Here is a 25,562-nt window from a genome sequence, read left to right on the forward strand (position 1 = left end):
ATACAAGGAGCGCGAGCGCCGAAAGCGCGATACCAAAACGTGTTGCCAAGAGACCGACCCTGTTTCGCCCCTGATTGTCCGTGATCTGTGGCGCGATGATGACGTTCACGTCAGGTTGAACATCCTGATGATCGTATCCCCATAGGTTCGTTCGTCCAGCAATTCGAATCCATCGCCGGGGTTAAATTCCACAATGGCCGTTTCCTCGACGATACAAAGTGCGCCCGGCACGAGCCAACCGCCGCGCCGTGCGGACTGCAGCGCTGCTTCGCCCATGCCCTTTCCATAAGGCGGGTCCGCAAAAAGGAGGTCGAAGGGCTGGATCGTGCCGACCTCGCCGAGCCGCGTGGCATCACGCCGGAAGATCTTGGTTCGGCCCTGAAGCCCCATTGCCTCGACATTGGTTCGGATCAGCCCGCGCCCCTCGACGGATTCTTCGATGAACAAGCAATGCGCCGCGCCCCGCGAAAGGGCCTCAAGCCCTAGCGCACCTGTACCCCCAAACAGATCCAGCACGCGCGCACCTTCCAGCCGTTCGGCATGGCGATGCGCCAAGACGTTGAAAAGCGCCTCCCGCGTCCTGTCTGTCGTGGGCCGGATGGACTGGTCACGTGGCGTTGCCAGCGCCCTGCCCCGAAACTCTCCGCCGACAATGCGCACGGATCAGCCCTTCCTAGGCGGCCTGCCGTAGGGCTTTCCCGACGGTTTGCCGCTTCGCGGGCCTGCCGGACGATCTCCGCGCGGTGCGCCATCGCGCTTTTCGAAACGCTTGCCCTCCTGACGATAGGGTTTACGCGGGCCGGCTTCCTGTCCCTCTTCGCGTTCCCGTCGTTCGGCTGCCCTTTCGCTTGGGCGCTTTGCCTGCGGGCGCGCGCCCGGAGCCATCCACACGTTCGCCTTGCGCGGACTGGACGGCTCGAAGGATTGCTCCTCCCGTTCACGCTTTCCGCCGAAACCGCCGCGTGCAGGTTTGCCCCCGAAAGGCTTGCCTTCAAAGCGCGGTTTGCCGTCTCGACGTTCTGGCCGTTCGGGGCGCGTCGACAACCTGTCCAGCGCGCCTTCGCGCTCGCGTTCCCTGTCGCGCCGGAAGCCGCCTTTCACGAGACCTCCCTCGCCAATATTCAGTTCGCGCGAACGTCTGACCGGCTCTCGCGGACGATCGTCGACAGAACCGCGCCGCACGGGCTTGTTCGGAAACGGCTTCGCAATTTCCGCCTCGAAGTTCGACCCGGATTCCTCGATCAGACGCTCGCCCAATTGTTCGCGCAACATGCGTCCCTTTATTTCGAGCACGTGGCCTTCGGGCAGTTCGCCAAGCTGGAACGGGCCGTATGACACGCGGATAAGCCGCGTCACCTCAAGGCCAAGCGCGCCGAGGATGTTCTTCACTTCGCGGTTCTTGCCCTCGCGCAGGCCAATGGACAGCCAGGCGTTGCTGCCTTGCGTCCGCTCAAGCGATGCCTCGACCGCGCCATAGAAGACGCCTTCAACCGCAATACCTTCCTTCAACCCGGCAAGGCGCGCTTCATCAACGTCGCCATGCACACGCACACGGTAGCGGCGCAGCCAGCCAGTTGCCGGAAGCTCCAGCACGCGGGCAAGCCCGCCATCATTGGTCAGCAGCAGAAGCCCTTCGGTGTTGATGTCCAACCGCCCGACCGTCATCAATCGCGGCAAATTTTCCGGCAACGCCTCGAACACGGTCTTGCGGCCTTCGGGGTCGCGGTTGGTGGTCACCACTCCCGCCGGCTTGTGGAACAGGAAAAGACGCGTGCGCTCGATGGCCGGGATTTCCTTGCCGTCCAGCTCGATGCGGTCCGATGCGAACACGTTCAGCGCAGGTGTTTCCACGAGCTTGCCGTTGACACGAACGCGACCGGCCTCAATCAGGCTTTCGGCATCTCGCCGGGACGATATCCCTGCACGTGCCAGTCGCTTTGCAATTCGCTCTCCTTCGGACCACGATTCCTCACGTAACGGAGCGTCCTTGAAAGTGGACTTCTGTTCGAAGCGGCGCGGCCCATCTCGATCCGGGCGCGGCGATTTGTGCTTGGCGAAGCCGCCCGGGCGGTCCTGTCTTTCAGGACGATCGCCGTCCTTACGGAATCGGGGGCGCTCGCCATCAGCTTTGCGGAACAGTTTGACGCCCTCATCGCCGTCTTTCCTGAAGCGCGGTCGCTCTCGCCGTTCGGGGCGATCGCCATCCTTGCGGAAGCGAGGACGCTCACCGTCAGGGTTGCGGAAGGGCTTGTCGCCCACGCTGCCGTCTTTCTTGAAACGCGGGCGCTCCTGCCGGTCGAAGCGGGTCGCGCTCTCTTCCTTCTTGCGGAAGGGTCGCGGTCCATCGGACTTCCTGAAGAGCTTGCCGCCGTCACCACCCTTGGCCGGCCTGTTGCTGCCGATTCCGCGCGGCGGCTTGCCACGATTCGGCTTTTTTCGATTGTCGTCCATATGGTCCTAGCTCGTTTGGGCGGTTAAATATCAAGTTCGCATCATGCACGCGAGGAGAATGTCACATGGGCGGTGCGCCCAAACGCCCCGATTTCATGGAGTTGGCGCTTGACGAGGCAAAGGCCGCGGCTGCGCGAGGCGAAGTGCCGATCGGCGCAGTGCTCACTGTGCGCGGCGCCGTCATCGCGCGCGCAGGCAATCGGACGCGCGAACTGAACGATCCGACCGCGCACGCCGAGATGCTGGTGCTGCGCGAAGGGGCGCGCAATCTTTCGGCGGAGCGGCTGCTCGATGCGGACCTGTACGTCACCCTGGAACCGTGCACGATGTGCGCTGGAGCGATTTCGTTTGCCCGCATCAGGCGGCTTTATTTCGGTGCAGTGGATGACAAGGGTGGCGCGGTGGTGAGCGGCGTGCGCTTTTTCAATTCTTCGACCTGCCACCATGCACCGGAGGTTTATTCCGGACTGGCAGAAACTGAATCGACCGGATTGCTGAAATCGTTCTTCGCGATCCGCCGTCAGAAGCCCGGAATATAGTCGCGCCAGCTCGTCTTGCCCGCCTTCTTGCGAGCTTCGGCTTTCAAGCGGCGCTCCTTCTTCCACTCATCCTCGCCCAACTCATCAGTGGGAGCATCAGTCGCCGGCTGGCGATATTCAAGCGGCGGCTCGCTCAAATATTTGCGGGAAGTGGGGCTGCCCTGATTATTTTCGGCCAAACGGCGCTTGAATTCCGCGCGACGCGCTTCCTGGCCTACGATGTCGGTGCCGGGACGGTAACGCGGCGATTGGCCGACCCTAGACTCATCGATTGAGGTCGTCTCGATCCCGCCTTCGATCTCTTCGCTGGCGACGGTGCCGGGATTTTTGCGAAACGCTCCAGGATCATTGCGCTCGTCGGCTTCGGCGCGCAGGCGCGCACGGCGCTGTTCCGGCGACTCGGGCCAGGCCGCGCCAGACGTCGAGGCAACCGAATCCTGCGGCGCCGGCAAGGGCGCGGCGCGTGCGCCAGTCGGCTTCACAAGATCAGGGCGCGGCGTATAAGTTATCGAGGTTTTGCCGTCGGGCGTCAGCTTTGTGATGTTCGAAACATCGTCGATTAACTGTTCGGTAGCTGTCTTGTCGGTGCCGTAGGTCGGAGACGACATGCAGCCGGACACGAGGAATGCCGAGGCCACAGCCGATCCCGCAAGGATTGCCTTCAGTGCCGTTCCGTTGGAAAAATACACTTACTTTCCGCCTTGTTCTGGGAGCCAGCCGTACAATCCGGCATACTACCCACCGCTTATCCTTGGGATTCCGGCGACAATTAGGCGCGCCGAATGGCTGGCTTTTAGCTGAATCGGCCCCGAAGGGCAACGGAAGCCGCCCTCACACTCTATTGCATGGCGTCTCAGAGCCTTCCGAGAGCCCTCAATTCGCGAAGCGCTGCCGCGTCGCGCGCAGACACATCCGGAAACTCGGGGTCCGACCCGACATCAGCCGTATAGCGCCACGAACGAGCACATTTCGACAGGCCGCGCGTCTCCGAAAGCTCAATGACCGCCGCGACGCCCGGTACATCGGAGGCACGGAATGCGTCCTGCGGAACAGGTCCGCTTGCATAGTCGAGATTGCTGGTAATGCAGATTTCCGCAAAATCCGTGGCGGAAATTCTGTCCTTGAAAGTCGCGTCGTCCAGATAGACGACCGGCACAGCCTCAAGGGAAGAGCCTATCGATTTCTTTGCGCGCTCAAGTTCGAGCGCCGCCGTGACGACGCCGCGAACCTGACGGATCACGCGCCATTTCCTCGCGAGCGCTTCATCGCGCCATGCAGCCGGAATCTCAGGGAATTGCTCAAGATGCACCGACTGCGCATCGGGATGCCGGTCGAGCCACGCCTCCTCGGTGGTAAAGGGCAGCAGCGGCGCGAGCCATTTGGTCAGGCATTCGAACAATTGCCGCACGACGAAAAGCGCCGCCTTGCGCTTGTGGCTGGACGGCGCGTCGCAATAGAGCGCGTCCTTGCGGATGTCGAAATAAAAGGCCGAAAGCTCCACGACCATGAAATCGATAAGGGTGCGCGTAATCCGCTTGAACTCGAAAGCATCGTAGCCCGCGCGGACCACTTCATCCAGTTCGGACAGCCGGTGGAGCATGAGCCGCTCCAGTTCCGGCATGGTTTCAGGCGCGACCGCCTCGCCATCGTCATGGGCGAGCGTGCCGAGCATCCAGCGCAGCGTGTTACGCAGCTTTCGATAGGCATCGACATTGGTTTGCAGCACATTCTTGCCGAGCCGCTGGTCTTCCCAATAGTCGGTCGTCGCCACCCAAAGCCGCAATATGTCCGCGCCGGACTGCTTGATTACGTCTTGCGGAACGACGGTGTTGCCGAGAGATTTCGACATTTTCCGGCCTTCCTCGTCCATGGTGAAGCCGTGGGTGACAACGGCATCATATGGTGCACGGCCTCGGGTGCCGCAGCTCTCCAGCAAGGAGGAGTGGAACCAGCCGCGATGTTGATCTGAGCCTTCGAGGTAGACGTCCGCCGGCCATTTCAGATCGGGGCGGTCTTCAAGCGTGAATGTGTGCGTCGAGCCTGAATCGAACCAGACGTCGAGAATATCGGTAACCTTGTTCCATCTGGTATGGTCATGGTCGTTGCCAAGGAAACGCTCCTTCGCGTTCTCCGCAAACCAGGCGTCGGCTCCCTCCTCTTCGAAGGCGGCAACGATGCGCGCACTAACCGCGTCATCCTTGAGGACGTTTCCGTTCTCATCTGCAAAAACCGCAATGGGCACGCCCCAGGCGCGCTGGCGCGACAGAACCCAGTCGGGCCGCTCCTCGATCATCGCCCTCAACCGCGTCTGGCCCGCAGCCGGCACGAAGCGCGTGGCGTCGATGGCCGAAAGCGCCCTGCTGCGCAGCGTCGTGCCGTCTCCCAGTTCCTTGTCCATGTAGACGAACCATTGCGGCGTGTTGCGGAAGATGATCGGCTTCTTCGAGCGCCACGAATGTGGATATTGATGCTTGAGCCTGCCGCGCGCAAACAGTGCATTCCGCTCGATCAGCGCGGAAATAACCGCCTGATTGGCGTCGCCCTTCTTGCCGTTGTCGTCGATCACACGCGCCGCCCCGCCTTCGCGATCCGGCCCAAAGCCCGGCGCATCCTTGGTGAAAAAGCCATCCGGCCCCACGGTGAAGGGGATTTCGGTCACGATCCCGCGACTGGAAAGGTCTGCGGTCGCATCAATCCAGACGTCGAAGTCTTCGCGCCCGTGACCCGGCGCTGTATGCACGAAGCCGGTGCCCGCGTCGTCCGTGACGTGATCGCCCGCGAGCATAGGCACGGCGAATTCGTAGCCGCCGGCAAGACCTTTCAACGGATGGAAAAGGGTTGCAGGAAATACTTCATTCGGATCAAGATTGCGGACCAGCCTAGATTGAATCTTGGCTTTGGCAAATGACTCTTCAGCAAGCCTTTTCGCGAGTATCATCTTCTCGCCAGCTTGAGGGCCAAAATCATTCTCGGCAGATACTATTTCATATAGTCCGTATTCAACGCGGGGCGAATAAGCGACTGCGCGATTTCCTGGAATTGTCCAAGGGGTAGTTGTCCAAATGACAACGAACGCCCCTCGAAGATCATCAAGTTCTTCCTTGGCGTCACCATGCCACGACCTAACTGGAAACTTCGCCCAGATCGTGTCGCTCTCGTGGTCATGATATTCCACTTCGGCTTCGGCCAGCGCGGTGCGCTCGACCACGCTCCACATGACAGGCTTGGAGCCGCGATAGAGCTGGCCGGACATGGCGAATTTCAGCAGTTCACCTGCGATGCGCGCCTCTGAATGATAGGCCATGGTTGTATATGGGTTCTTGAAATCGCCCACCACGCCGAGCCTTTGGAACTCCGCCGACTGTATCGCGATCCAGTGTTGCGCGAATTCGCGGCACTCCTTGCGGAATTCGTTGATCGGTACCTCGTCCTTGTTCTTGCCCTTGGCGCGGTACTGCTCCTCGATTTTCCACTCAATGGGCAGCCCGTGGCAGTCCCAGCCCGGCACGTAGTTGGAATCATAGCCGCGCATCTGAAACGAGCGGACGATGATGTCCTTGAGTATCTTGTTCAACGCGTGGCCGATGTGGATGTTGCCATTGGCATAGGGTGGGCCGTCATGCAGGACATATTTGGTCCGCCCCTTGGCGTCCTCGCGAAGACGCTTGTACAGGTCCATTTCCTGCCAGCGCTGGACAGTCAGCGGCTCCCGCTCCGGCAGCCCGGCACGCATCGGAAAATCCGTCTGCGGCAGGTACAGGGTCTTCGAATAGTCGATCTTTTCAGCGGTCATTTTCCGGCCATATGCTGCGCCCGCGCAGCCGCGACGGGCTGAAACTCAATTCTGGTAGGGAAGGCACCGAGAAGCGGTGCTCAAAGCGAATCCCGGCGGCTGCGGCGGCATCAGGCCGTCCGAAGCACCGGGCCAATAATTCGTATGGCGAAGCGGATCGTCATGCGCGGCGCTTTTAGAGCATGCGTGGCCACGAATAAAGACGTTTCTTTGGCTTGCCGACTCTCAAAAATGCTGCTCATGATGCGGGGTATGGAGATTTAGCTCATCTGGAGGGACAGTCATGACAAATCTCGATCTGCCTGAAGCATTGAAGGGACAAATCGGCGAGGCCCGCTCCAAATGGGGCTGGTTTGTCGCCATCGGCGTTCTTTTGGTGCTTTTCGGGCTTTTCGCGTTCTACAACGTTCTTGCGGCAACGCTGGCTTCGGTGCTCGTTGTTGGCACGATGATGCTCATCGCCGGCATCGCCGAAATCGTGCACGCATTCTATATGCGCACGTGGTCCCACTTTTTCTGGCTTCTGCTCAGCGGCATCCTCTACACCGTGGCGGGCTTCTTTGCGTTCTACAACCCGCTTCTCGCGTCAGCAGTGCTGACGCTGATGCTGGCCATTTCGCTGATCGCGTCTGGCGGGCTGCGCGTCGTCTTTGCCTTGGGCCAGAAGGCGACCAAGAGCTGGGGATGGATGCTGGCGGCAGGTATCGTCACGATCCTCGCGGGTCTCATCATCGCCATCGGCTGGCCGGTCAACAGCCTTTGGATTTTGGGCCTGTTTCTGGCAATCGACCTGACCTTCCAGGGATGGGCGTTGATCGCAACGGGATTTGCGCTGCGCAAAGTGGCCTAGAAGGCTATTTTCGAATCCAGCGATGAGAGCGGCCTGCAACCGGCGATTAGCGCCCGCGCTTCGCTCTCGTCGCGATTCATCTGCGCGACGAGCTCATCAAGCCCGTTGAACTTTTCTTCGCCGCGCAGAAATCCGAAGAACGACACTGAACATTCCTCGTCATAGAGGTTTCCAGCAAAGTCGAACAGAAAAGTCTCAAGCAGCGGCGCGCCATTGTCCGCTACGGTGGGGCGGCGACCGAAACTCGCAACACCGTCGTGCATTTCCCCGTTGGCACGGCGAAACTTTACCGCGTAGATCCCGTGGCGCAGCCAGGTGTCCTTGTCGAGCTGCATATTGGCCGTCGGAAAGCCCAGCGTCCGACCGAGCCGCTGTCCTGCGATGACGGGCGCCTGCACAGTATACCGATAGCCCAACAGGCCCGCCGCTTCCGCGACATCGCCCTTTGCGAGCAGGTCGCGGATCCGGCTCGATGAAATCACGTGCGTGCCCTCATCACGAAATGCGTCGACCAACGTCACACCAAAGCCGTGACGCGCTCCCGATTCCATAAGGAACGCCGGACCGCCCTGCCGGTCCTTGCCGAAATGAAAATCGAAGCCCGTGACGACATGGCTGACGCCAAGCAAGCGCTCCAGAATTTCGGTGACGAACGCTTCCGCCGACATCGACGCGAAGTCGCGCGTGAAGGGGTATTCGACCACCGCCCTGAAACCCAGAATGGCCAGTATCCAAGCTTTCAGTGGCGGCGCAGTGAGCACGAAATGGGGCGTTTCCGGTCGGAACACGCGTCGAGGGTGCGGCTCAAAGGTCAGGACAAGCGCGGGCACGTCGCGACTGGCCGCCTCGTCCAGCGCACGTTGCAGCACTGCTTGATGGCCACGATGCACGCCATCGAAATTGCCGATCGCCACCACCCCTCCCCTAAGGTCATCGGGCAGCGGCTTCGCATCCACGATGCGGCAGATGTTCGCGAGCGGCATGGTTCAGCGCAGCCGGTGCATGATCGCGACGGGCTGTCGCCCATGGTCGGCGAGATATTGCGAGAGGCGTTCGAGATCGGGGGAGTCGGCATTGCCATATTCGCGCGCATGGATACCGCCCGAGACATAGATATAGTCGAGGCCGTAGTCGGCGGCGCCCTTGACATCCGTAAGCATCCCGTCGCCGATGGCGAGCGTTTCGGCGACGGTCGTTTGCTTGCCGCGCACGTCTGCGACTCGCCGCATCGCAAGGTCGTAGATAGGTCGAAACGGCTTTCCGGCAATCAGCGTCCTCCCGCCCATTTGCCCATAGTCGCGCGCCAGCGCCCCGGCACACCAGATGAGCTTATGGCCACGCTCGGCCACAATGTCGGGGTTGGCGCAGACGAAAGGCAGATTGCGCGAGCGCAGACGCCGCAACATATCCGCATAGTCGTCCGGTGTCTCGGTCTCGTCGTCGAACAGCCCCGTGCAGACCACCCCGTTCGCCTCGAACTCCTCCACGAGTTCGATGTCCAGTTCGTCGTAGATCTCAAGGTCGCGGTCGGGACCGAGATGGAAGATCCGGCGTGGTCCCGACTGGATCAACTCCCGCGTGACGTCCCCGGAAGTTACGATACGGTCCCAACTTTGCGGATCGACGCCCAATCCGGCAAGCTGCCCCTCGATGGCGCTGTTGGAACGCGGCGCATTGGTGATCAGCACCACCGCAATTCCTTTGTCGCGGGCTTCCCGCAGTGCGGCGACTGAGTGTTGAAACGGCCGGACGCCGTTGTGGACCACCCCCCAGATGTCGCAGAGGATCGCGGCATAGCGGCCCGAAATCTCGCTCAGCGCATCGATATGCATTGCATTGTCTCACATCTGTTGAAGTGCGAACCGCAGATGGAGCGATTAACCGAACCGTCCGGGTCTGTCACTGGCACTTGCTTCACTTCCCGAGCGACCAAAGCACCAATTGCAGGATTTCGTTCTGCACGGATGTCTGCTTGTCGATGTTGAAGTGGCCGACTTCGGAAACGTCCGAATAGTCCCGGTTCGAGAGCTTACCGCGAAATCCCGTCCCTGCGACCAAGGGGAGCCCCCATCCATGTCGGGAGAAGTAATATCCCACGGCACGACGCACATTCGATGGAACCGGATCTGGATTGGTTGCGGCGATAGAGACCAGCATATCAACCGGAATACTCTCACGTCGGATCGTTTCCGAAATCTTGACGACGGCGTCCGCGCCGAAAGAATGACCCACGAGCACCACCGGCCCAGGTCCCAGCCGCGACCGGTCCATCATGATCCTGCGCGCTACCGATGACCAGTTCGTATGGCCCTGAACGACCGCTTTGACGCCTCGTTGTGCCAGATCGTCGCTCATCTGGTTCATGCCGGTCGAGAAAATGCCCACCACTCCGCCCCGCAGCAGGTAAACCTGCGGATAGGCGGCGGCTTCAGCTCGCCCCGCGCCACCGAACGCGACTGCGATCCCGCCCGCGAGAAAGGTGCGTCGGCTCGTGCTTATTCCCATGCTTTGAATCTCATGCTCTCGCCTCAATAAATGCGCGGGATGACCCTGCCCGTGCGGGCCGCATATTCTTCATAGGCGCCGCCGAATGTCTTTCGCATCATCGCCTCTTCCGCTCCGACCCTCGTGAAATAGAGGATACCCACGCCTGCAAGCCCCGCCGGCCCCGCAATCCAGTTCGGTATGAGCAGCGCCTGGGCAATCGCCCAGAGCCAGAACGAGGAATACATCGGGTGGCGCACAAAACGGTACAGGCCATCCGTTACCAGTTCGTGGCTGTCTCGAATCTCCAGCGAGATAGACCAGTTCTTGCCGAGCTGCCTGTGGCTGGCGAGAAAAAGCGCGAGGAAGGCGATTTCCGTCAGGGTGCCCAGCCATCCCACCCAAGGACGGAACGCGTAGTCCGCGAAGGCCGGAAAACCCGTAAGAACATGGACCAGCGGCACGATCGTCAGGCAGAAGGAAGCGACCCCCAGCGCCAGCCGGTCCCCTTTCGAACGCTCGTCGGCGACCGTCCTGAGTTTTCGCGCCCGTCGTTGGTAGGGATGCCGGATAACCACCCATCCCACCAGCCCGAGCGCCCAGACAATGGCGGCCAGCATCGGCGTCATATTTGATCGCCCTTCCCGTCAATCATCTTTTCAGCTCGTTCGAGAAGCGGTACGGAACCGCAGCAAACCTGAAAGAAATCATACCAGTAGGGTTTGGTGTTGGCGAAAATGTACTGATAATGCACGCGGAAAAAGCTTCTCCTGATGCGTTTGTAGGTGTCCGCTTCCAACATATCCTTGACCCGAATGCGGCGCACCAGAGGAAAATCCGCGCGAACGGCAACGCCCATCTCGGATGCGGGATTGGTCTTGTAGAAGTTGATCACATCGGTCAGGCACTGGATTTCGACCCAATGGACGCCGCCATCCGCTTCAAGCTCCGCTACCCCGGACCGAAGCGTCTTCGCTGCCGGATGCAGGCCGCCTTTCAGCGCTGTGGAGCCTAGCGTGAGAAGTGTGATGTGCGGCGCGTGGCCAGAAAAATCCGGATCGCGCGCGAGGCAGCGCGCGGCGATATCGAGAATGAGCAGCCCGCCCGTCGAATGGCCGACGAGCACAATCTCGTCGAACCTCCCTGCTTTCGCGCGCTCCACGATGCAATCGGCAAAACGGCCCATCAGCGCGTCGGCATCGCCGCGCCAGCCCCGAATGAAATTCCTCGAAAATGACCAGAGGTCCATGAGATGGTTGACGGGCCACCGTGCACCGAGCAGCCATTGCGCCAGTGCAAACACGCCCAGACCCGGCACTACGGAAAAGTGCCCCATCCACGGTTCTGCAAGCCGTGCGGCGACCCATCCCATCAAGGCAAAAGCGCAGATCATCAGGAATGGAAACAGAAAATAAAGTCCGAAACGCCATGCGCGGGCGAAGATTCGAAAGGCCGTTCCCGTGACCACGAAGTCCGCGAAGGCAACGAGATATTTGCCCAGCCGCAAAGGCAGCGGACGCGCGAAATCGGACAGCACAAGGCTGTCCAGGACGAAGAAATTGAACTCTGTCGTAACCGCACTTTCACCCATCCGCGCATCGATGAGGACACGTCCGATTTCGTGGTCACCGCCGATTGCGGACCGACTTGTCCTGATGGACCATAGCTTTTCGAACCGCGCGATTTCCTTATCCATGCGCGCAAAAAATGCCTTCGGCGACTTCGGATCGTAGCCGCCGATGAAAAAGACCGCACGCTTCCCTATTCGCCCTGACATCGCTCCTCGAATCCGCAAATGCTTTTATACCGCACCGCAGCACATAGGAATGCCTCCTGAAGATTTGAAAATTTCCGAAATTTTCAGGGCTGCTCCTTGACAGGTTTCAGACCTCCCACTATCTCCGCGCAAGCTTTGGCACTCACTGATCGGGAGTGCTAACGCATATCCGGTTCTGCCGGATGGAGGACATTTCAGAACATCCGACTAGGGATATTTCCAAATGGCAAAAACGAAGTTCCGCCCGCTTCATGACCGCGTGGTCGTCCGCCGGGTCGATTCCGAAGAGAAGACCAAAGGCGGCATCATCATTCCGGACACCGCCAAGGAGAAGCCGCAGGAAGGCGAAATCATCGCCGTTGGCTCCGGCGCCCGTGACGAAAGCGGCAAGCTCATTCCGCTGGACGTAAAGAAGGGCGACCGCGTGCTGTTCGGCAAGTGGTCGGGCACCGAAGTGAAGCTTGATGGCGAAGACCTTCTGATCATGAAGGAATCCGACATCATGGGCATCATCGGCTGATCGCACCCGCAACCAATCACCTGAATTCGGGCATTCGCCCAGGAGCTAAGCAATGGCTGCAAAAGACGTAAAATTCTCCCGTGACGCCCGCGAGCGCATGCTGCGCGGCGTCAATATCCTCGCCGACGCGGTGAAGGTCACGCTTGGGCCCAAGGGCCGCAACGTGGTCATCGACAAGTCCTTCGGCGCCCCGCGCATCACGAAGGACGGCGTCACCGTCGCCAAGGAGATCGAACTGGAAGACAAGTTCGAGAACATGGGCGCGCAGATGGTCCGCGAAGTCGCTTCCAAGACCAACGACATCGCGGGTGACGGCACCACCACCGCGACCGTTCTCGCCCAGGCAATCGTGCAGGAAGGCGCAAAGGCTGTCGCCGCTGGCATGAACCCGATGGACCTCAAGCGCGGCATCGACCTCGCGGTGACCGAAGTTGTCGCCGATCTGGTCAAGAAGGCCAAGAAGATCAAGACTTCCGAGGAAGTCGCGCAGGTTGGCACGATTTCCGCCAATGGCGAAGAGTCGGTCGGCAAGATGATCGCCGAGGCGATGCAGAAGGTCGGCAACGAAGGCGTCATCACCGTTGAAGAAGCCAAGACCGCCGATACCGAACTCGAAGTCGTCGAAGGCATGCAGTTCGACCGCGGCTATCTCTCGCCCTACTTCATCACCAACCCGGACAAGATGGTGGCCGAACTCGAAGACGCCTACATCCTGCTGCACGAGAAGAAGCTCTCCAACCTCCAGGCGATGCTGCCGGTTCTGGAAGCGGTCGTTCAGACCTCCAAGCCGCTGCTTATCATCTCCGAAGACGTTGAAGGCGAGGCACTTGCCACGCTGGTCGTGAACAAGCTGCGCGGTGGCCTCAAGATCGCTGCGGTCAAGGCTCCTGGCTTCGGCGACCGCCGCAAGGCCATGCTCGAGGACATCGCGATCCTCACCGGCGGACAGGTCATCTCTGAAGACCTCGGCATCAAGCTGGAGAACGTTTCCCTCAACATGCTCGGCCGTGCCAAGCGCGTTCGCATCGAGAAGGAAAACACCACGATCGTCGACGGCGCAGGTAAGAAGGCCGAGATCCAGGGCCGCGTCGCCCAGATCAAGCAGCAGATCGAGGAAACCACCTCCGACTATGACCGTGAGAAGCTCCAGGAGCGTCTCGCCAAGCTTGCAGGCGGCGTCGCGGTGATCCGCGTCGGCGGCGCGACGGAAGTCGAAGTAAAGGAAAAGAAGGACCGCGTCGACGATGCGCTCAACGCGACCCGCGCTGCGGTCGAGGAAGGTATCGTTCCGGGCGGCGGCACAGCGCTGCTGCGTGCCGGGGCTGCCATCACAGTCAAGGGCGTAAACGCGGACCAGGAAGCCGGCATTAACATCGTTCGCCGCGCTCTCCAGTCTCCGGCGCGCCAGATCGCTGCCAACGCTGGTGCGGAAGCTTCCATCGTGGCCGGCAAGATCCTCGAGAACAAGTCGAACACCTACGGCTTCAATGCACAGACGGGCGAATATGGCGACATGATTGCCCTTGGCATCGTCGACCCGGTCAAGGTCGTTCGTACTGCGCTTCAGGATGCCGCGTCGGTCGCCGGCCTGCTCGTCACGACCGAGGCCATGATCGCCGAAGCTCCTAAGAAGGACGCTCCGATGCCGGCAATGCCGGGCGGCGGCATGGGCGGCATGGGTGGCATGGATTTCTAAGCCTCCCAGGGCTCAATTTGGAAAGGGCGGCCATTTGGCCGCCCTTTTCGTTTCAGGCATGCTGTCGCGTGGAGACATTGCCTCCCCCGCACATAGATGCGATCAGTCGCGACCCATGGCGCGGTCAACGCTAATCGGTCCCGGGCCTGCGGCAGCGATGTAGAGGAAGACAAAGCAGAAAAGCATGGCCGCTTCGCCACCGTTCAGGACGGGAAAGAATCCACCGCCCGCGTGGCCAAGAAAATAGGCGAACGCCATCATACCTGAGAGCACGAAGGCCGCTGGACGCGAGAACAGGCCGATCGCAAGCAACAGGCCGCCGACCACTTCCAGCACGCCCGCAGTGGTCGTAAGTCCGCTCAGCGGGTAGGGAAATTCAGCGGGCCAGCCAAAAAGCTTCATCGATCCGTGGGTGAAAAACGTTGCCGCGCTCAAGATACGAAGAATGCTGAGAAGATGCGGTGCAAAGGGGCGAAGAAAAGCAAAATCCATAAACATGATCTCTCGTTGAAGGTTTGTTGCCACTCCATCACGCAAGAACGCAGTCCATGCCTCCCGGCAACTGACAAAAGCGTGAGCCATTCGTGTCCGCACAGCTATCTAACCGATTTTGTTGTCCTATCAGGCGCTTGACCTGCTTGAATGCGGCGCGGCGAAGGGTTAGTTCGCTGACAGCATTTCCCAATCAGGAGCCAGCCGTGGCCAATAAAACGCGCATCGAAACCGACACATTTGGCCCAATCGAGGTCGCTGCCGACCGATATTGGGGCGCCCAGGCGCAGCGCTCGCTGGGCAATTTCAAGATTGGCTGGGAAAAGCAACCGCTGGCCATCGTGCGTGCGCTGGGCATCGTGAAGCGCGCCGCCGCCGAAGCAAACCTGGAGTTGAAGAAGCTCGACCCCACCATCGGCCAAGCCATCATCAATTCCGCTCAGGAGGTCATCGACGGCAAGCTCAACGATCACTTCCCGCTCGTCGTTTGGCAGACGGGTTCCGGCACGCAATCGAACATGAACGCCAATGAGGTTATCTCAAACCGCGCAATCGAAATGCTGGGTGGGGAGATGGGCTCGAAGAAGCCCGTTCATCCGAACGATCATGTGAACATGAGCCAGTCGTCCAACGACACATATCCGACGGCAATGCACGTCGCCTGTGCGGAGCGCATCGTCCACGATCTCCTTCCAGCCTTGAAACATTTGAACAAGGCATTGGAAAAGAAAGCGAAGTCCTTTGCGAAGATCGTGAAGATCGGTCGGACCCACACGCAGGACGCCACGCCGCTCACGCTCGGGCAGGAGTTCGGCGGCTATGCCGCGCAGGTGGCTTCGTCGATCAAACGCATCGAAAGCACGCTGCCCGGCCTGTATGAGCTTGCTCAGGGTGGCACAGCGGTCGGAACGGGCCTCAATGCACCGATCGGCTTTGCAGAGAAGGTCGCCAAGCGCATAGCAAAGATCACCAAACTGCCTTTCGTGACCGCGCCAAACAAGTTCGAAGCTCTGGCGGCGCATGATGCGATGGTGTTTTCACATGGAGCCATCAATGCAGCGGCGGCTGCGCTCTACAAGATTGCCAACGACATCCGTTTCCTTGGATCGGGACCACGCTCCGGCCTCGGCGAACTTGCCCTGCCGGAAAACGAACCCGGCTCGTCGATCATGCCCGGCAAGGTCAACCCGACACAATGCGAGGCGATGACGCAAGTCTGCGTGCAGGTGTTCGGCAACCACGCGGCGATCACTTTCGCGGGAAGTCAGGGCCATTTTGAACTGAACGTCTACAATCCCGTGATGGCCTACAATTTCCTGCAATCCGTGCAATTGATGTCGGACGCTGCCATTTCGTTCACCGACAATTGCGTGGTTGGAATCGAAGCGCGGACAGACAACATCAAAGCCGCGCTGGAGCGCTCATTAATGCTTGTCACCGCATTGGCACCGACCATCGGCTACGACGCGGCTGCGAAAATCGCCAAGACCGCCCACAAGAACGGCACCACGCTGCGCGAGGAGGCGCTCAAGACCGGCCTCGTGACGGCTGCCGACTATGACAGGATCGTTCGCGCGGAGCTTATGACACAGCCGGGATAAGTCATTGCCGTTTCCGGTTTTCTGATTTGGCAGCACGTTCTTTCCAACAAATGCGGATGAATCAGAGCATATTTCCAAAAGTGAACGTCAGCCTTATTGGCGTTCACTATTAGAGAACGATCCGTTCAAAAGCTGCCGTCTTCCCGACTCCTGCCGTGAAGGCTAGGTGTGGCTTCCATTCAACCGGAAACGCACACATGTCCTCCAACCTTTTTGCTTTGATCGGCCGGATATTCCTGTCGGTCCTGTTTATTCTCTCGGGCTTCGCCAAGCTCACGGGTCTTGCAGGGACCGCGCAGTTCTTTGCGGCAGTGGGACTCCCGGCGCCAACCATCGTTGCAGTGCTGGTCGGCCTGCTTGAACTGTTCGGCGGGCTAGCAATTCTCGTCGGCTTTCAGACGCGAATTGTCGCGCTCGTATTGGCCGTGTTCACCTTGGCTGCGACGGCAATCGCCCATCTCAATTTCGCAGACCCCATGCAACTCCTCATGGCTCAGAAAAACCTCGCAATAGCAGGTGGTTTCCTCGCTCTCGCGGCATTGGGCGCAGGCATCTATTCCGTTGATGCCAAACGCAGCTGACAAGTCGAATCCCAAATGAAGGCCCGCTCCGGCGGGTCTTTCTTGTTGCCGGCCTACTTCGCCGGCACAGATATGCCGCCTTCCACTGCAAGCTCCAGCTTGCGACCGGTGAGCTTCGCAAGTTGAGCAAGACGGCCAATCGGGCGCTCTCCAAAAAGCCCGGCAAGATCGGCAGGAATGACGAGCGCCAAGGCGCCATTTTCACGTGGTCGCCATCGCAGGCGGGGAATAACCCCGGACATTGAGGCTGACAGCAGATAGACCACCCGGAAAAGACCGGCCAGGATGCGCGCGCGCTCCAGATAGCGCGGGGTCGCAAGGCGCAGGAGATCGCCGCTCACCGCCGCATCGTTGAATATGCCTTCGTGCCGGAACAGATTGGCCAGCGCGATATAGGCGCGGCCGGGGTGATCGACTCCCATGAAGGAAGCGTGGGCAATAATGTTGAGCGATTGGGTGCCCCGATATTCAGGATGCGCACGCCATCCGATATCGGCCAACAGGCAAGCAGCCTCTCGATATCTGGCCTCGTCCAACGTTTCGTCGAGCCCGAAATGCCTGAATGCCTCCGCGCTCCAATCCACAAGCTCATGCGCATGTTCGACAGACCGCGCACGCAGCACTGCCAATTCCTCCGCAGAAGCAATTAAAGGATCCTCGCGTTGTTCCTCCTGGGAAAGAAGCGAGTAAAGGTACCCTTCGCGAACACCTGTCGCCGACATCACGATCTTCGACGGGTTCATGCGCTCAATAATCTCGCGCAGCACGATTGCGCCATAGGCCAGGAGCGCGCGCCGGCTCTTGGACACAGCTTCAATTCCTGCCATGCGCTCGATATTCCCGGCTGCTACGAGAGCCAGGAAATCTGCTGAACGCGCGGCGTCCATCTCATATTGATGCATGACACCCAGCGGATAGCCCGTCGCGTGCATGTGCAACCGGGCAAGATTGCGCCACGTACCGCCGACGGCATAGAACGCCCTGCCCTCGCAATTTCTAAGCAGCCGCGCACCGGAAAGCTCCTGCCGTGCAATCTTTGCGGCCTGCACCAGCGAAGCCTTCGACATTTCCTGCAACCGCAGGCCGCCGAGCGGCAGGCTGATGCCCTCTCCTATTTCGTCGCCTTTGACGTCGACCAGTTCGAGACTGCCTCCGCCGAGATCGCCGACGATGCCATCGGGCCGGTAAAAGCCGGAAATGATTCCGAGCGCGGAGTATCGCGCTTCCTCGCGTCCGGACAGGATCTTGATCTCGGTCCCCAGTATCTCCTCGACGCGGTGGATGAAATCCGGACCATTCTTCGCTTCACGTGCGGCGGCCGTGGCGACAACATGCAGGTCGCTCGCGCCCGCCTGCTCCGAGAGCGCACGAAATCGGCGGAATTCCCCGATGGAACGTGTCACTGCTTCAGGGTCCAGTTTGCCGGTCGTGACGATGCCGCGACCAAGGCCCGCCAGCATCTTTTCGTTAAAGAAGATGGTGGGCGAGCGCGCCAGACCTTCATAGACAACGAGGCGAATTGAATTCGAGCCGATATCGATGACAGACACCGGGCGGCGATCCTGGAGCCTGCCCTGGGAACGTTCAATCAAGCTGCTAGGCCTTCTTGCGTCGCTTAAACTGCGCGATTCGCTTTGGCGCATGGGATTTCAGGGCGTCACCGCGGCCTGAAAGGCTCGGATTCGTCATAAAATACTCCTGCGCGTTGAATGGTTCCTCGCCTTCCTCCAGCACCACGCGTCGCGAAGTGCCGTCCGCAAGTACCTCAAAGCTCTGCTGGTTGTCCACAATATTGCCGAGCATGATCTGGTTGAGCACCTGCTCATGCACAGTCTTGTTTGTGATGGGCACCATGCATTCGACACGCCTGTCGAGATTGCGCGGCATAAGGTCCGCTGAGGAGATGTATATGATCGCCTGTTCGGAGGGCAGGCCATGACCATTGCCGAAGCAGTAGATTCGGCTGTGTTCCAGGAAGCGTCCGACGATCGACTTCACCCGGATATTGTCCGACAGGCCGGGAACCTGCGGTCGCAGGCAGCATATGCCGCGCACCACCAGTTCGATCTCCACGCCTGCGCGACTGGCCGCATAGAGTGCATCGATGATCTCCGGGTCCACCAGCGAATTCATCTTCATCCAGATTCGCGCCGGGCGACCTTCCTGGGCGTGCAAGATTTCCTGCTCTATATGTCCGATGATGCGGCTGCGCAGCGTGAACGGTGAGACGGCGATGCACATTTCCTGCGTGGGCTCGGCATAGCCGGTAATAAAGTTGAAGATCAGCGCAACATCCCGCGCGATCTGGTTGTCCGTCGTGAAAAACGACAGATCTGTGTAGATGCGCGCTGTTATGGGATGGTAATTGCCGGTGCCCAGGTGAACGTAGTTGCGTAGCTTGCCGTCCTCACGACGCACGATCAACGACATTTTCGCGTGGGTTTTCAACTCCATGAAGCCGAACACGACCTGCACGCCTGCGCGCTCCAGGTCGCGTGCCCAGCGAATGTTGGCTTCCTCATCGAAGCGCGCCTTCAGTTCGACAAGCGCCGTTACAGATTTCCCAGCCTCCGCTGCATCGACCAGCGCCCGTACGATCGGGCTGTCGTTCGAGGTGCGATAGAGCGTCTGCTTGATGGCCACGACCTCCGGGTCGGCTGCAGCCTGCCGCAGGAACTGAACCACCACGTCGAAAGACTCATAGGGATGGTGGACGATGATGTCCTTCTCGCGTATCGCCGCGAAACAGTCCCCACCATGATCCCGGATGCGCTCGGGAAAGCGCGGATTGTATGGAGTGAATTTCAGGTCGTCCCGCGCCACGGCAACGAGTTCGGAGATCTGGTTGATTGCAAGAATGCCGTTCAGAACGCTGACGCGGCTACCCGAAACGCCGAGCTCTTGCGACACGAAATCGCGAAGCTCCTCAGGCATCTGGCTGTCAAATTCGATGCGGATCACTGAGCCGCGGCGGCGTCGCTTCAATGCCGTCTCGAAAAGCTGCACGAGGTCCTCGGACTCCTCCGCCACCTCGATATCGCTGTCGCGGATGATCCGGAATGTCCCCGAGCCCGTCACCTCATACCCCGGGAAGAGCTTGCCAACGAAAAGGCTGACGACCGCCTCGAGCGACATGAAACGCACATGCTTCTTCTTGTCGGGAAGGCGGATGAATCGTCTGAGCGCCACCGGCAGGCGCAGGAGCGCGGACATTTCCTCGCCGTTGCGCAGATGGCGCAATTGCAGCGCAATCGAAAAGCCGAGATTCGGAATGAATGGGAAAGGATGCGCCGGATCGATCGAAAGCGGGGTCAGTACCGGGAAAATCTGGTCCCGGAAATGTTCCTGAAGCCATGCGTGCTCTTCCTTCGACAAGGCGCCGGGATTGATGATCTCGATGTTTTCTTTCTTCAGCAGTCCGGTCAGATTGTCGAAGCTCTTGTGCTGATCTTCCTGAAGGCGTCCAACTTCATCCAGAAGGTAGTCGAGCTGCTCCTGCGGCGTGCGGCCATCCGGGCTGCGGATCGCTATGCCCTGCCTCACTTGCCCAGCGAGACCGGCCACGCGAACCATGAAAAATTCATCGAGATTTGTCGCCGAAATGGAGAGGAACCGGACTCGCTCCAGCAGCGGATGCGAAATGTTCTGAGACTCTTCCAGCACACGGCGATTGAACTGCAGCCACGAAAATTCGCGATTGACGAAGCGGTCCGGATTGCCTGCAGGCTCGCCGTCCGGGCCCAAATTGCCGGAGATATCCACCTTCAACGGCTTCAATTCATTCATGAGAACCTTCCCAGTGCGTCGCACCGAACCGCACTGTGCGCAGTCTATCCAATTGACAGGGTTTTGCGACAGTTTCGTTTCAAAGATGTGACAGTCGGAACCGGTTCCGGCACGCGCCAGCTTCTTGCAAAGCGCGCTGAATTGTTCCAAACGCTTGGTACAATCAAACGGGCAAGGAGCATGGTCATGGCTGCGGGCGCGATTCCCCATTTTCACAATGACGGAGGCTATGCGACCATAGAAATTGGCGTGACCGAATTCATGTGCATGGGGGCAAATCCCCCGTTTGACCATCCGCATGTGTTTCTCGACCTGGGCGATGACACGGAGAAGGTTTGCCCCTATTGCTCGACCCTCTATCGCTACAATCCTTCGCTTCGGCCTGATCAGACGCTGCCCGAAGGCTGTGCCTATCTTGACCACGCGGCCTGATTCAGTTGGCCGCAAGGCCGCATATGAGCGACGAAACTGAGCAAATCCTGATCGCCGGCGCTGGTATCGCCGGCCTGTCCGCCGGGCTCGCCTTTGCCCGGCGCGGCGTTGGGGTTCGCATCTTCGAACGTGCCGAGAAACTCGAAGAAGTCGGCGCGGGCTTGCAGCTCTCGCCAAACGCAACGCGCCTGCTGGAAAGGCTCGGCGTTTTGGATGAACTCATGGAGACCGCGGTCGAACCGGAGGCCATTGTCTTGCGACGCGCCGCCGACCTGAGCGAGATCACACGCATCCCGCTTGGCACGACGGCGCGCAAGCGTTGGGGCGCGCCCTATCTCGTTTCGCATCGCGCGAACCTGCAACAAGCGCTCCTGAACGCAGTTGGGCGGCAATCGCTGATCGAACTGAACACAGGCACACCCGTCCTGGATATCGACCTTGACGTGACCTCGCCTTCGTTCTCGATCAACAAATCAGGTGTATTGCAGGCAGTTTCGGGACGTCTCATTGTCGGCGCCGACGGTGTCTGGTCTACGATCCGCGCACTGTCCGGCAAGACGGGCGAAAGCCGCTTTGTCGGCCAACTCGCATGGCGCCGCACGATCAACGCCGACACTGCCCGTGCGCAGGCCCTGTTCGCAGGCCGCTCGGCAAGCTGCGTCACCGCCTTCCTGCATCCCCGGTTCCATATGATCGCATATCCGGTAAAGCGCGGTATGGCGATCAACCTCGCCGCTTTCACGCCGACACGTGTCGAAATATCCCCAGGCTGGGGCGAAAAGGGCGTGGATCGGGCGCTGGCCGAGGCAATGCGCGGGACCGCCCCTGCCCTTGCCGCACTGGCGGACGACCCGGATTGGATGGCTTGGCCACTCCATGTCGCGGACCTGGACGCCCCGTGGTCCGCACCGGCTGGACTGGCGTTGATCGGAGACGCCGCGCACGCAATGACGCCCTTTGCGGCGCAAGGCGCGGCTATGGCCATTGAAGATGCCGAAACGCTCGCGGAGCGCACAGCGCATGCAGGTGACCTTGCCACCGCGCTGCAGGCCTGGACCGTGGAGCGCAGACGGCGGGTTCTGCGCGTGGCCCGTCGTGGTGCGTTCAACCAGTTCGCCTGGCATGCGCGCGGCCCAGTGGCGTTCGCACGCGACGCAGTGCTGAAGATGCGCAACCAGCAAGCGCTGATGGGCGATCTGGACTGGCTCTATGGTTGGGACGGATAGAGTCGATTTTCGACCCTACCGATTCCCCGTGGCCAATGCGCAAAGCGGCCAGCAATGCGGTGGCATCGGCTCAAAGAAAAGCCGCTTAATGCAGAATCTGGCTCAAGAACAGTTTAGTCCGCTCGTGGCGCGGATGGTCGAAGAATTCCTTCGGCGTATTCTGCTCGACGATCTGGCCCGCGTCCATGAAGATAACCCGATTGGCGACTTTGCGTGCGAAGCCCATTTCGTGGGTGACGCAAAGCATGGTCATGCCTTCCTCGGCAAGGCCCACCATCGTTTCGAGAACTTCCTTGATCATTTCGGGATCGAGCGCTGAGGTCGGCTCATCGAACAACATGATACGTGGATTCATGCACAGCGACCGGGCAATCGCAACACGCTGCTGCTGGCCGCCTGATAGCTGACCCGGATATTTGTTTGCCTGTTCCGGGATCTTCACGCGACGCAGGAAGTGCATGGCCGTTTCCTCGGCCTGCTTCTTCGGAATCTTGCGCACCCAGATCGGCGCCAGCGTGCAGTTTTCGAGAATCGTCAGATGCGGAAACAAGTTGAAGTGCTGGAACACCATCCCAACCTCGCGGCGCACCTCATCGATCTTCTTCAGATCGTTGGTGAGTTCTTTTCCGTCGACGATAATCTTGCCTTTCTGGTGTTCTTCCAGGCGGTTGATGCAGCGGATCATTGTGGATTTACCGGAACCTGATGGCCCGCAGATAACGATGCGTTCGCCGCGCATTACCTTGAGGTTGATGTCCTTCAGGACATGAAATTCGCCGTACCATTTGTGCATGCCGATGATTTCAACCGCGACATCGGTGGATGATATCTGCATCCTTGAAGGATCGACCGCGATTTCTTCCGCCGAGACGGCATTTTCGGTGGCCATATTGCGTGTTCCCTTATTTGTTGTCTTTGGCAGCCATCAGTTATTTCCGGTGACTCGTATCGAGGCGACGTTCCATGAACATGGAATAGCGCGACATGCCGAAGCAGAATAACCAGAATATCCCCGCCGCAAAGACATAACCCGTCTTTGCGGTCTGTGGTGTCGCCCAGGTCGGATCGCCCGAAATGCTCTGTTTCACCACGCCGAGCAGGTCGAACATCGAAATGATCAACACCAGCGTCGTATCCTTGAACAGACCGATGAAGGTGTTCACGATGCCAGGAATAACCAGTTTCAACGCCTGAGGCATGACGATGAAGCCCATCTTCTGCCAATAGCCAAGGCCGAGGGAATCCGCGCCTTCATACTGGCCCTTCGGAATCGCCTGCAAACCGCCGCGCACCACTTCTGCCATATAGGCGGAGGAGAACAGCGCCACGCCGATGAGAGCACGCAAGAGCTTGTCGAAGGTCATGCCGGGCGGCACAAAAAGCGGGAGCATGAAACTGGCCATGAAAAGGACCGTGACCAGTGGCACGCCGCGGATTGCCTCGATGAAGATCACGCTCAGCATCTTGATGATCGGCATGGTGGAACGGCGACCAAGCGCGAGCAATATTCCCAGCGGCAGCGACACCACAATGCCCACATAGGAGATGACCAAAGTGACCATCAGCCCGCCCCAAAGGGGCGTTTCGACGTAGGGCAGCCCGAAATAGCCGCCGACCAGAAGGAGAAAGGCGAGGAATGGAAAGACGGCGAAGAACAGGATCGCGTTGAGCTTCTTGAAGGGCGCGGCGGGGGTCAACAGAGGCACAAGGAGCGCCAGGAAGATCACTCCGGTCAGAATGACCCGCCACCGTTCGTCGATGGGATAGCGTCCGAACATGAATTGCCCGAAGCGCGCCTCGATGAACGGCCAGCAAGCGCCCGACCATCCCGCAGGAAGTTGACCGCCTTGCTCCGTCGTCAGGCAAGCCGTCCGATCCGCGCCGGACCACACCGCATTGACGAACAGCCAGTTGAGGATCTGCGGCAGGAACCAGACAACAGCGATTGCCGCAATAAGCGTGAGTACGGAATCGACCGGCGAGGCGAAAAGGTTCTTGCGAAGCCACGCCACCGGCCCGACGGCAGACCTCGGAGCAGCCTGCGCCAAGGCCATTTCTGTGCGTACCCAGGAAAGATCATGTTCCTGCATGGCTCATCTCTCCTTCAGCGCCATCTTGCCGTTAAACCAGTTCATGAACAGCGAGGTGAGGATGCTCAAGCTGAGATAGACACACATGAAGATGACCACGACCTCGATGGCCTGACCCGTCTGGTTCAAGATCGTGCCCCCGATCGCGTAGAGATCGGGATAGCCAATCGCCACCGCCAGGGACGAATTCTTCGTCAGGTTGAGGTATTGGCTGGTCAGCGGCGGAATGATGATGCGCATTGCCTGCGGAATGATCACCAGCCGCAGTCCCTGGGACGAGCGCAATCCCAGAGCGGAGTAGGCTTCTGTCTGCCCCCGCGGCACGCCCATGATCCCTGCTCGCACGATCTCGGCTATGAACGCCGCCGTATAGAATGAAAGAGCGAGAAGCAGCGACAGAAATTCAGGTTTGATGTTCGTACCACCGGTCAGGTTGAAGGTGCCTTTTTGGGGAATATCGAAAGTGAGCGGAAATCCGGCCAACACGAAGCCCAACAACGGCATGCCCACGACCAGTGCAACGCTTGTCCACATCACGGGGAATTGCTGACCTGTTTCCATCTGCCGCGCCCGCGCCCATCTTGCGACGAACCAGCTGAAGACGACCCCCAGCACCAACCCGGCGAGGACGAGCCAGGACCCTTCGCCCCAGATCGGCATCGGGAGATAGAAGCCACGATTGTTGAGGTAGGAACTGAATGGAAGCGAGTAGCTGTCGCGCACATTGGGCAAGAGTGCGAGCACGCCCTGATACCAGAAGAGGATGACCAACAGCGGCGGGATATTGCGGAAGAGTTCCACATAGACCGTTGCGAGCTTCCGGATCAGCCAGTTTTGGGACAAGCGCCCGATTCCGACCAGAAAGCCGATGATGGTCGCGGCGATGATGCCCGTAACGGCCACCAGCGCGGTGTTCAGCACCCCGACCACAATTGCGCGCCCGAACGTGGAGTCCGACGAATAGGGAATAAGCGAGGTGAGGATATCGAAACCGGCGCGTCCACGCAGGAATGCGAAACCAGTCTGAATGTTGGAACGGCGAAGGTTCTCGATCGTGTTGTCCACGATCCACCAGCCACCCAACACCAATAGCGCGACAATCAGCAGCTGGAAAAATATGCTGCGTGCTCGCGGATCATAGAGCAGGGATACCTTTTCGGTCCGCCCCGCTGGTAACACATCCTGTGTTGCCATATCGTTCCCCTTCCATTGCCCGACGGACATATTTGCCTCGTCGGTAGATG

At 59.7% G+C, this 25,562-nt stretch carries 22 protein-coding genes and 1 pseudogene; 8 read left to right on the forward strand and 15 right to left on the reverse strand.

From position 1 onward, the window contains the following. Positions 1-105 precede the first annotated feature (105 nt). Positions 106-660, reverse strand: coding sequence for a 16S rRNA (guanine(966)-N(2))-methyltransferase RsmD (gene rsmD / locus M9924_00870; GenBank protein MCO5062947.1), 555 nt, complete (start codon positions 658-660; stop codon positions 106-108). Between the two features lie 3 nt (positions 661-663). Next, entirely contained in the window at positions 664-2,451 is a 1,788-nt protein-coding gene (locus M9924_00875; GenBank protein MCO5062948.1) for an rRNA pseudouridine synthase, read from the reverse strand. Between the two features lie 65 nt (positions 2,452-2,516). On the opposite strand from M9924_00875, the gene M9924_00880 reads away from it, so the two are divergent. Beyond that, positions 2,517-2,990, forward strand: coding sequence for a nucleoside deaminase (locus M9924_00880; GenBank protein ID MCO5062949.1), 474 nt, complete (start codon positions 2,517-2,519; stop codon positions 2,988-2,990). Here the strand turns inward: M9924_00880 and M9924_00885 are convergent. Both M9924_00885 and ileS read right to left on the reverse strand, forming a co-directional pair. Continuing rightward, complete coding sequence (locus M9924_00885; protein MCO5062950.1) at positions 2,972-3,679, reverse strand: hypothetical protein; 708 nt, start codon at positions 3,677-3,679, stop codon at positions 2,972-2,974. The genes M9924_00880 and M9924_00885 overlap by 19 nt on opposite strands. Positions 3,680-3,843: 164 nt before the next feature. Further along, positions 3,844-6,783 carry an isoleucine--tRNA ligase gene (gene ileS / locus M9924_00890; GenBank protein ID MCO5062951.1) on the reverse strand — a complete coding sequence of 980 codons (2,940 nt, stop codon included), beginning with the start codon at positions 6,781-6,783 and terminating at the stop codon, positions 3,844-3,846. Positions 6,784-7,066: 283 nt separating this feature from the next. On the opposite strand from ileS, the gene M9924_00895 reads away from it, so the two are divergent. Beyond that, entirely contained in the window at positions 7,067-7,633 is a 567-nt protein-coding gene (locus tag M9924_00895; GenBank protein ID MCO5062952.1) for an HdeD family acid-resistance protein, read from the forward strand. Here the strand turns inward: M9924_00895 and M9924_00900 are convergent. The 5 genes and pseudogenes from M9924_00900 to M9924_00920 form a co-directional block, all read right to left on the reverse strand. Beyond that, positions 7,630-8,616 carry a bifunctional riboflavin kinase/FAD synthetase gene (locus tag M9924_00900; GenBank protein MCO5062953.1) on the reverse strand — a complete coding sequence of 329 codons (987 nt, stop codon included), beginning with the start codon at positions 8,614-8,616 and terminating at the stop codon, positions 7,630-7,632. The two genes, M9924_00895 and M9924_00900, sit on opposite strands and share 4 nt — an antisense overlap. Before the next feature lie 3 nt (positions 8,617-8,619). Next, the gene (locus M9924_00905) at positions 8,620-9,465 is read right to left on the reverse strand and encodes a TIGR01459 family HAD-type hydrolase (protein MCO5062954.1); all 846 of its coding nucleotides are present in this window, start codon (positions 9,463-9,465) and stop codon (positions 8,620-8,622) included. A gap of 82 nt (positions 9,466-9,547) precedes the next feature. After that, positions 9,548-10,138 (reverse strand): alpha/beta hydrolase, encoded by a 591-nt coding sequence (locus tag M9924_00910; GenBank protein ID MCO5062955.1) that lies wholly within the window; start codon positions 10,136-10,138, stop codon positions 9,548-9,550. A gap of 23 nt (positions 10,139-10,161) precedes the next feature. Then, entirely contained in the window at positions 10,162-10,746 is a 585-nt protein-coding gene (locus M9924_00915) for a protein-S-isoprenylcysteine O-methyltransferase (protein MCO5062956.1), read from the reverse strand. Positions 10,747-10,802: 56 nt separating this feature from the next. After that, positions 10,803-11,894, reverse strand: a pseudogene (locus M9924_00920) (lipase). 223 nt (positions 11,895-12,117) lie between these two features. Between M9924_00920 and groES the strand changes: the two are divergent. Continuing rightward, positions 12,118-12,414, forward strand: a complete 297-nt coding sequence (groES, locus tag M9924_00925) for a co-chaperone GroES (protein ID MCO5062957.1) — start codon at positions 12,118-12,120, stop codon at positions 12,412-12,414. Between the two features lie 52 nt (positions 12,415-12,466). Then, positions 12,467-14,110 carry a chaperonin GroEL gene (gene groL, locus M9924_00930; GenBank protein ID MCO5062958.1) on the forward strand — a complete coding sequence of 548 codons (1,644 nt, stop codon included), beginning with the start codon at positions 12,467-12,469 and terminating at the stop codon, positions 14,108-14,110. 102 nt (positions 14,111-14,212) lie between these two features. Here the strand turns inward: groL and M9924_00935 are convergent, their stop codons facing one another. After that, the gene (locus M9924_00935) at positions 14,213-14,602 is read right to left on the reverse strand and encodes a DoxX family protein (protein MCO5062959.1); all 390 of its coding nucleotides are present in this window, start codon (positions 14,600-14,602) and stop codon (positions 14,213-14,215) included. Positions 14,603-14,808: 206 nt separating this feature from the next. On the opposite strand from M9924_00935, the gene fumC reads away from it, so the two are divergent. Together fumC and M9924_00945 are read left to right on the forward strand one after the other, a co-directional pair. Continuing rightward, positions 14,809-16,203 carry a class II fumarate hydratase gene (gene fumC, locus M9924_00940; GenBank protein MCO5062960.1) on the forward strand — a complete coding sequence of 465 codons (1,395 nt, stop codon included), beginning with the start codon at positions 14,809-14,811 and terminating at the stop codon, positions 16,201-16,203. A gap of 197 nt (positions 16,204-16,400) precedes the next feature. Then, positions 16,401-16,784: a DoxX family protein gene (locus M9924_00945; GenBank protein MCO5062961.1), complete on the forward strand. Its 384-nt coding sequence runs from the start codon at positions 16,401-16,403 to the stop codon at positions 16,782-16,784. A gap of 53 nt (positions 16,785-16,837) precedes the next feature. On the opposite strand, the gene ppx is transcribed toward M9924_00945, so the two are convergent. Both ppx and M9924_00955 read right to left on the reverse strand, forming a co-directional pair. Then, a complete protein-coding gene (gene ppx / locus M9924_00950) occupies positions 16,838-18,376 on the reverse strand; it encodes an exopolyphosphatase (GenBank protein MCO5062962.1) in 1,539 nt (512 codons plus the stop codon). 4 nt (positions 18,377-18,380) lie between these two features. Continuing rightward, positions 18,381-20,570, reverse strand: coding sequence for an RNA degradosome polyphosphate kinase (locus M9924_00955; protein MCO5062963.1), 2,190 nt, complete (start codon positions 20,568-20,570; stop codon positions 18,381-18,383). 186 nt (positions 20,571-20,756) lie between these two features. Between M9924_00955 and M9924_00960 the strand changes: the two genes are divergently transcribed. Both M9924_00960 and M9924_00965 read left to right on the forward strand, forming a co-directional pair. Then, entirely contained in the window at positions 20,757-21,002 is a 246-nt protein-coding gene (locus M9924_00960) for a zinc-finger domain-containing protein (protein MCO5062964.1), read from the forward strand. 23 nt (positions 21,003-21,025) lie between these two features. After that, on the forward strand, positions 21,026-22,228 hold the full coding sequence (locus tag M9924_00965; GenBank protein ID MCO5062965.1) for an FAD-dependent monooxygenase: 1,203 nt from the start codon (positions 21,026-21,028) through the stop codon (positions 22,226-22,228). Between the two features lie 85 nt (positions 22,229-22,313). Here the strand turns inward: M9924_00965 and M9924_00970 are convergent, their stop codons facing one another. From M9924_00970 to M9924_00980, 3 genes are all read right to left on the reverse strand, one after another. After that, entirely contained in the window at positions 22,314-23,063 is a 750-nt protein-coding gene (locus tag M9924_00970) for an amino acid ABC transporter ATP-binding protein (protein MCO5062966.1), read from the reverse strand. A gap of 94 nt (positions 23,064-23,157) precedes the next feature. Next, entirely contained in the window at positions 23,158-24,318 is a 1,161-nt protein-coding gene (locus tag M9924_00975) for an amino acid ABC transporter permease (protein MCO5062967.1), read from the reverse strand. 3 nt (positions 24,319-24,321) lie between these two features. Beyond that, positions 24,322-25,512, reverse strand: a complete 1,191-nt coding sequence (locus tag M9924_00980) for an amino acid ABC transporter permease (protein ID MCO5062968.1) — start codon at positions 25,510-25,512, stop codon at positions 24,322-24,324. Positions 25,513-25,562 lie beyond the last annotated feature (50 nt).

This window comes from Rhizobiaceae bacterium (genome assembly GCA_023953835.1).
Taxonomy (GTDB): domain Bacteria; phylum Pseudomonadota; class Alphaproteobacteria; order Rhizobiales; family Rhizobiaceae; genus Mesorhizobium_G.

Excerpts from the sequence above, each read along its gene's own strand:
- M9924_00965 (MCO5062965.1), top strand. The coding sequence starts at position 21,026 with ATGAGCGACGAAACTGAGCAAATCCTGATCGCCGGCGCTGGTATCGCC.
- M9924_00900 (MCO5062953.1), bottom strand. The coding sequence starts at position 8,616 with ATGCCGCTCGCGAACATCTGCCGCATCGTGGATGCGAAGCCGCTGCCC.
- groES (MCO5062957.1), top strand. The coding sequence starts at position 12,118 with ATGGCAAAAACGAAGTTCCGCCCGCTTCATGACCGCGTGGTCGTCCGC.
- M9924_00935 (MCO5062959.1), bottom strand. The coding sequence starts at position 14,602 with ATGGATTTTGCTTTTCTTCGCCCCTTTGCACCGCATCTTCTCAGCATT.
- M9924_00945 (MCO5062961.1), top strand. The coding sequence starts at position 16,401 with ATGTCCTCCAACCTTTTTGCTTTGATCGGCCGGATATTCCTGTCGGTC.
- M9924_00955 (MCO5062963.1), bottom strand. The coding sequence starts at position 20,570 with ATGAATGAATTGAAGCCGTTGAAGGTGGATATCTCCGGCAATTTGGGC.
- M9924_00970 (MCO5062966.1), bottom strand. The coding sequence starts at position 23,063 with ATGCAGATATCATCCACCGATGTCGCGGTTGAAATCATCGGCATGCAC.
- M9924_00875 (MCO5062948.1), bottom strand. The coding sequence starts at position 2,451 with ATGGACGACAATCGAAAAAAGCCGAATCGTGGCAAGCCGCCGCGCGGA.
- M9924_00915 (MCO5062956.1), bottom strand. The coding sequence starts at position 10,746 with ATGACGCCGATGCTGGCCGCCATTGTCTGGGCGCTCGGGCTGGTGGGA.
- M9924_00960 (MCO5062964.1), top strand. The coding sequence starts at position 20,757 with ATGGCTGCGGGCGCGATTCCCCATTTTCACAATGACGGAGGCTATGCG.
- ileS (MCO5062951.1), bottom strand. The coding sequence starts at position 6,783 with ATGACCGCTGAAAAGATCGACTATTCGAAGACCCTGTACCTGCCGCAG.
- M9924_00910 (MCO5062955.1), bottom strand. The coding sequence starts at position 10,138 with ATGGGAATAAGCACGAGCCGACGCACCTTTCTCGCGGGCGGGATCGCA.
- groL (MCO5062958.1), top strand. The coding sequence starts at position 12,467 with ATGGCTGCAAAAGACGTAAAATTCTCCCGTGACGCCCGCGAGCGCATG.
- M9924_00980 (MCO5062968.1), bottom strand. The coding sequence starts at position 25,512 with ATGGCAACACAGGATGTGTTACCAGCGGGGCGGACCGAAAAGGTATCC.
- M9924_00895 (MCO5062952.1), top strand. The coding sequence starts at position 7,067 with ATGACAAATCTCGATCTGCCTGAAGCATTGAAGGGACAAATCGGCGAG.
- M9924_00880 (MCO5062949.1), top strand. The coding sequence starts at position 2,517 with ATGGGCGGTGCGCCCAAACGCCCCGATTTCATGGAGTTGGCGCTTGAC.
- M9924_00975 (MCO5062967.1), bottom strand. The coding sequence starts at position 24,318 with ATGCAGGAACATGATCTTTCCTGGGTACGCACAGAAATGGCCTTGGCG.
- M9924_00905 (MCO5062954.1), bottom strand. The coding sequence starts at position 9,465 with ATGCATATCGATGCGCTGAGCGAGATTTCGGGCCGCTATGCCGCGATC.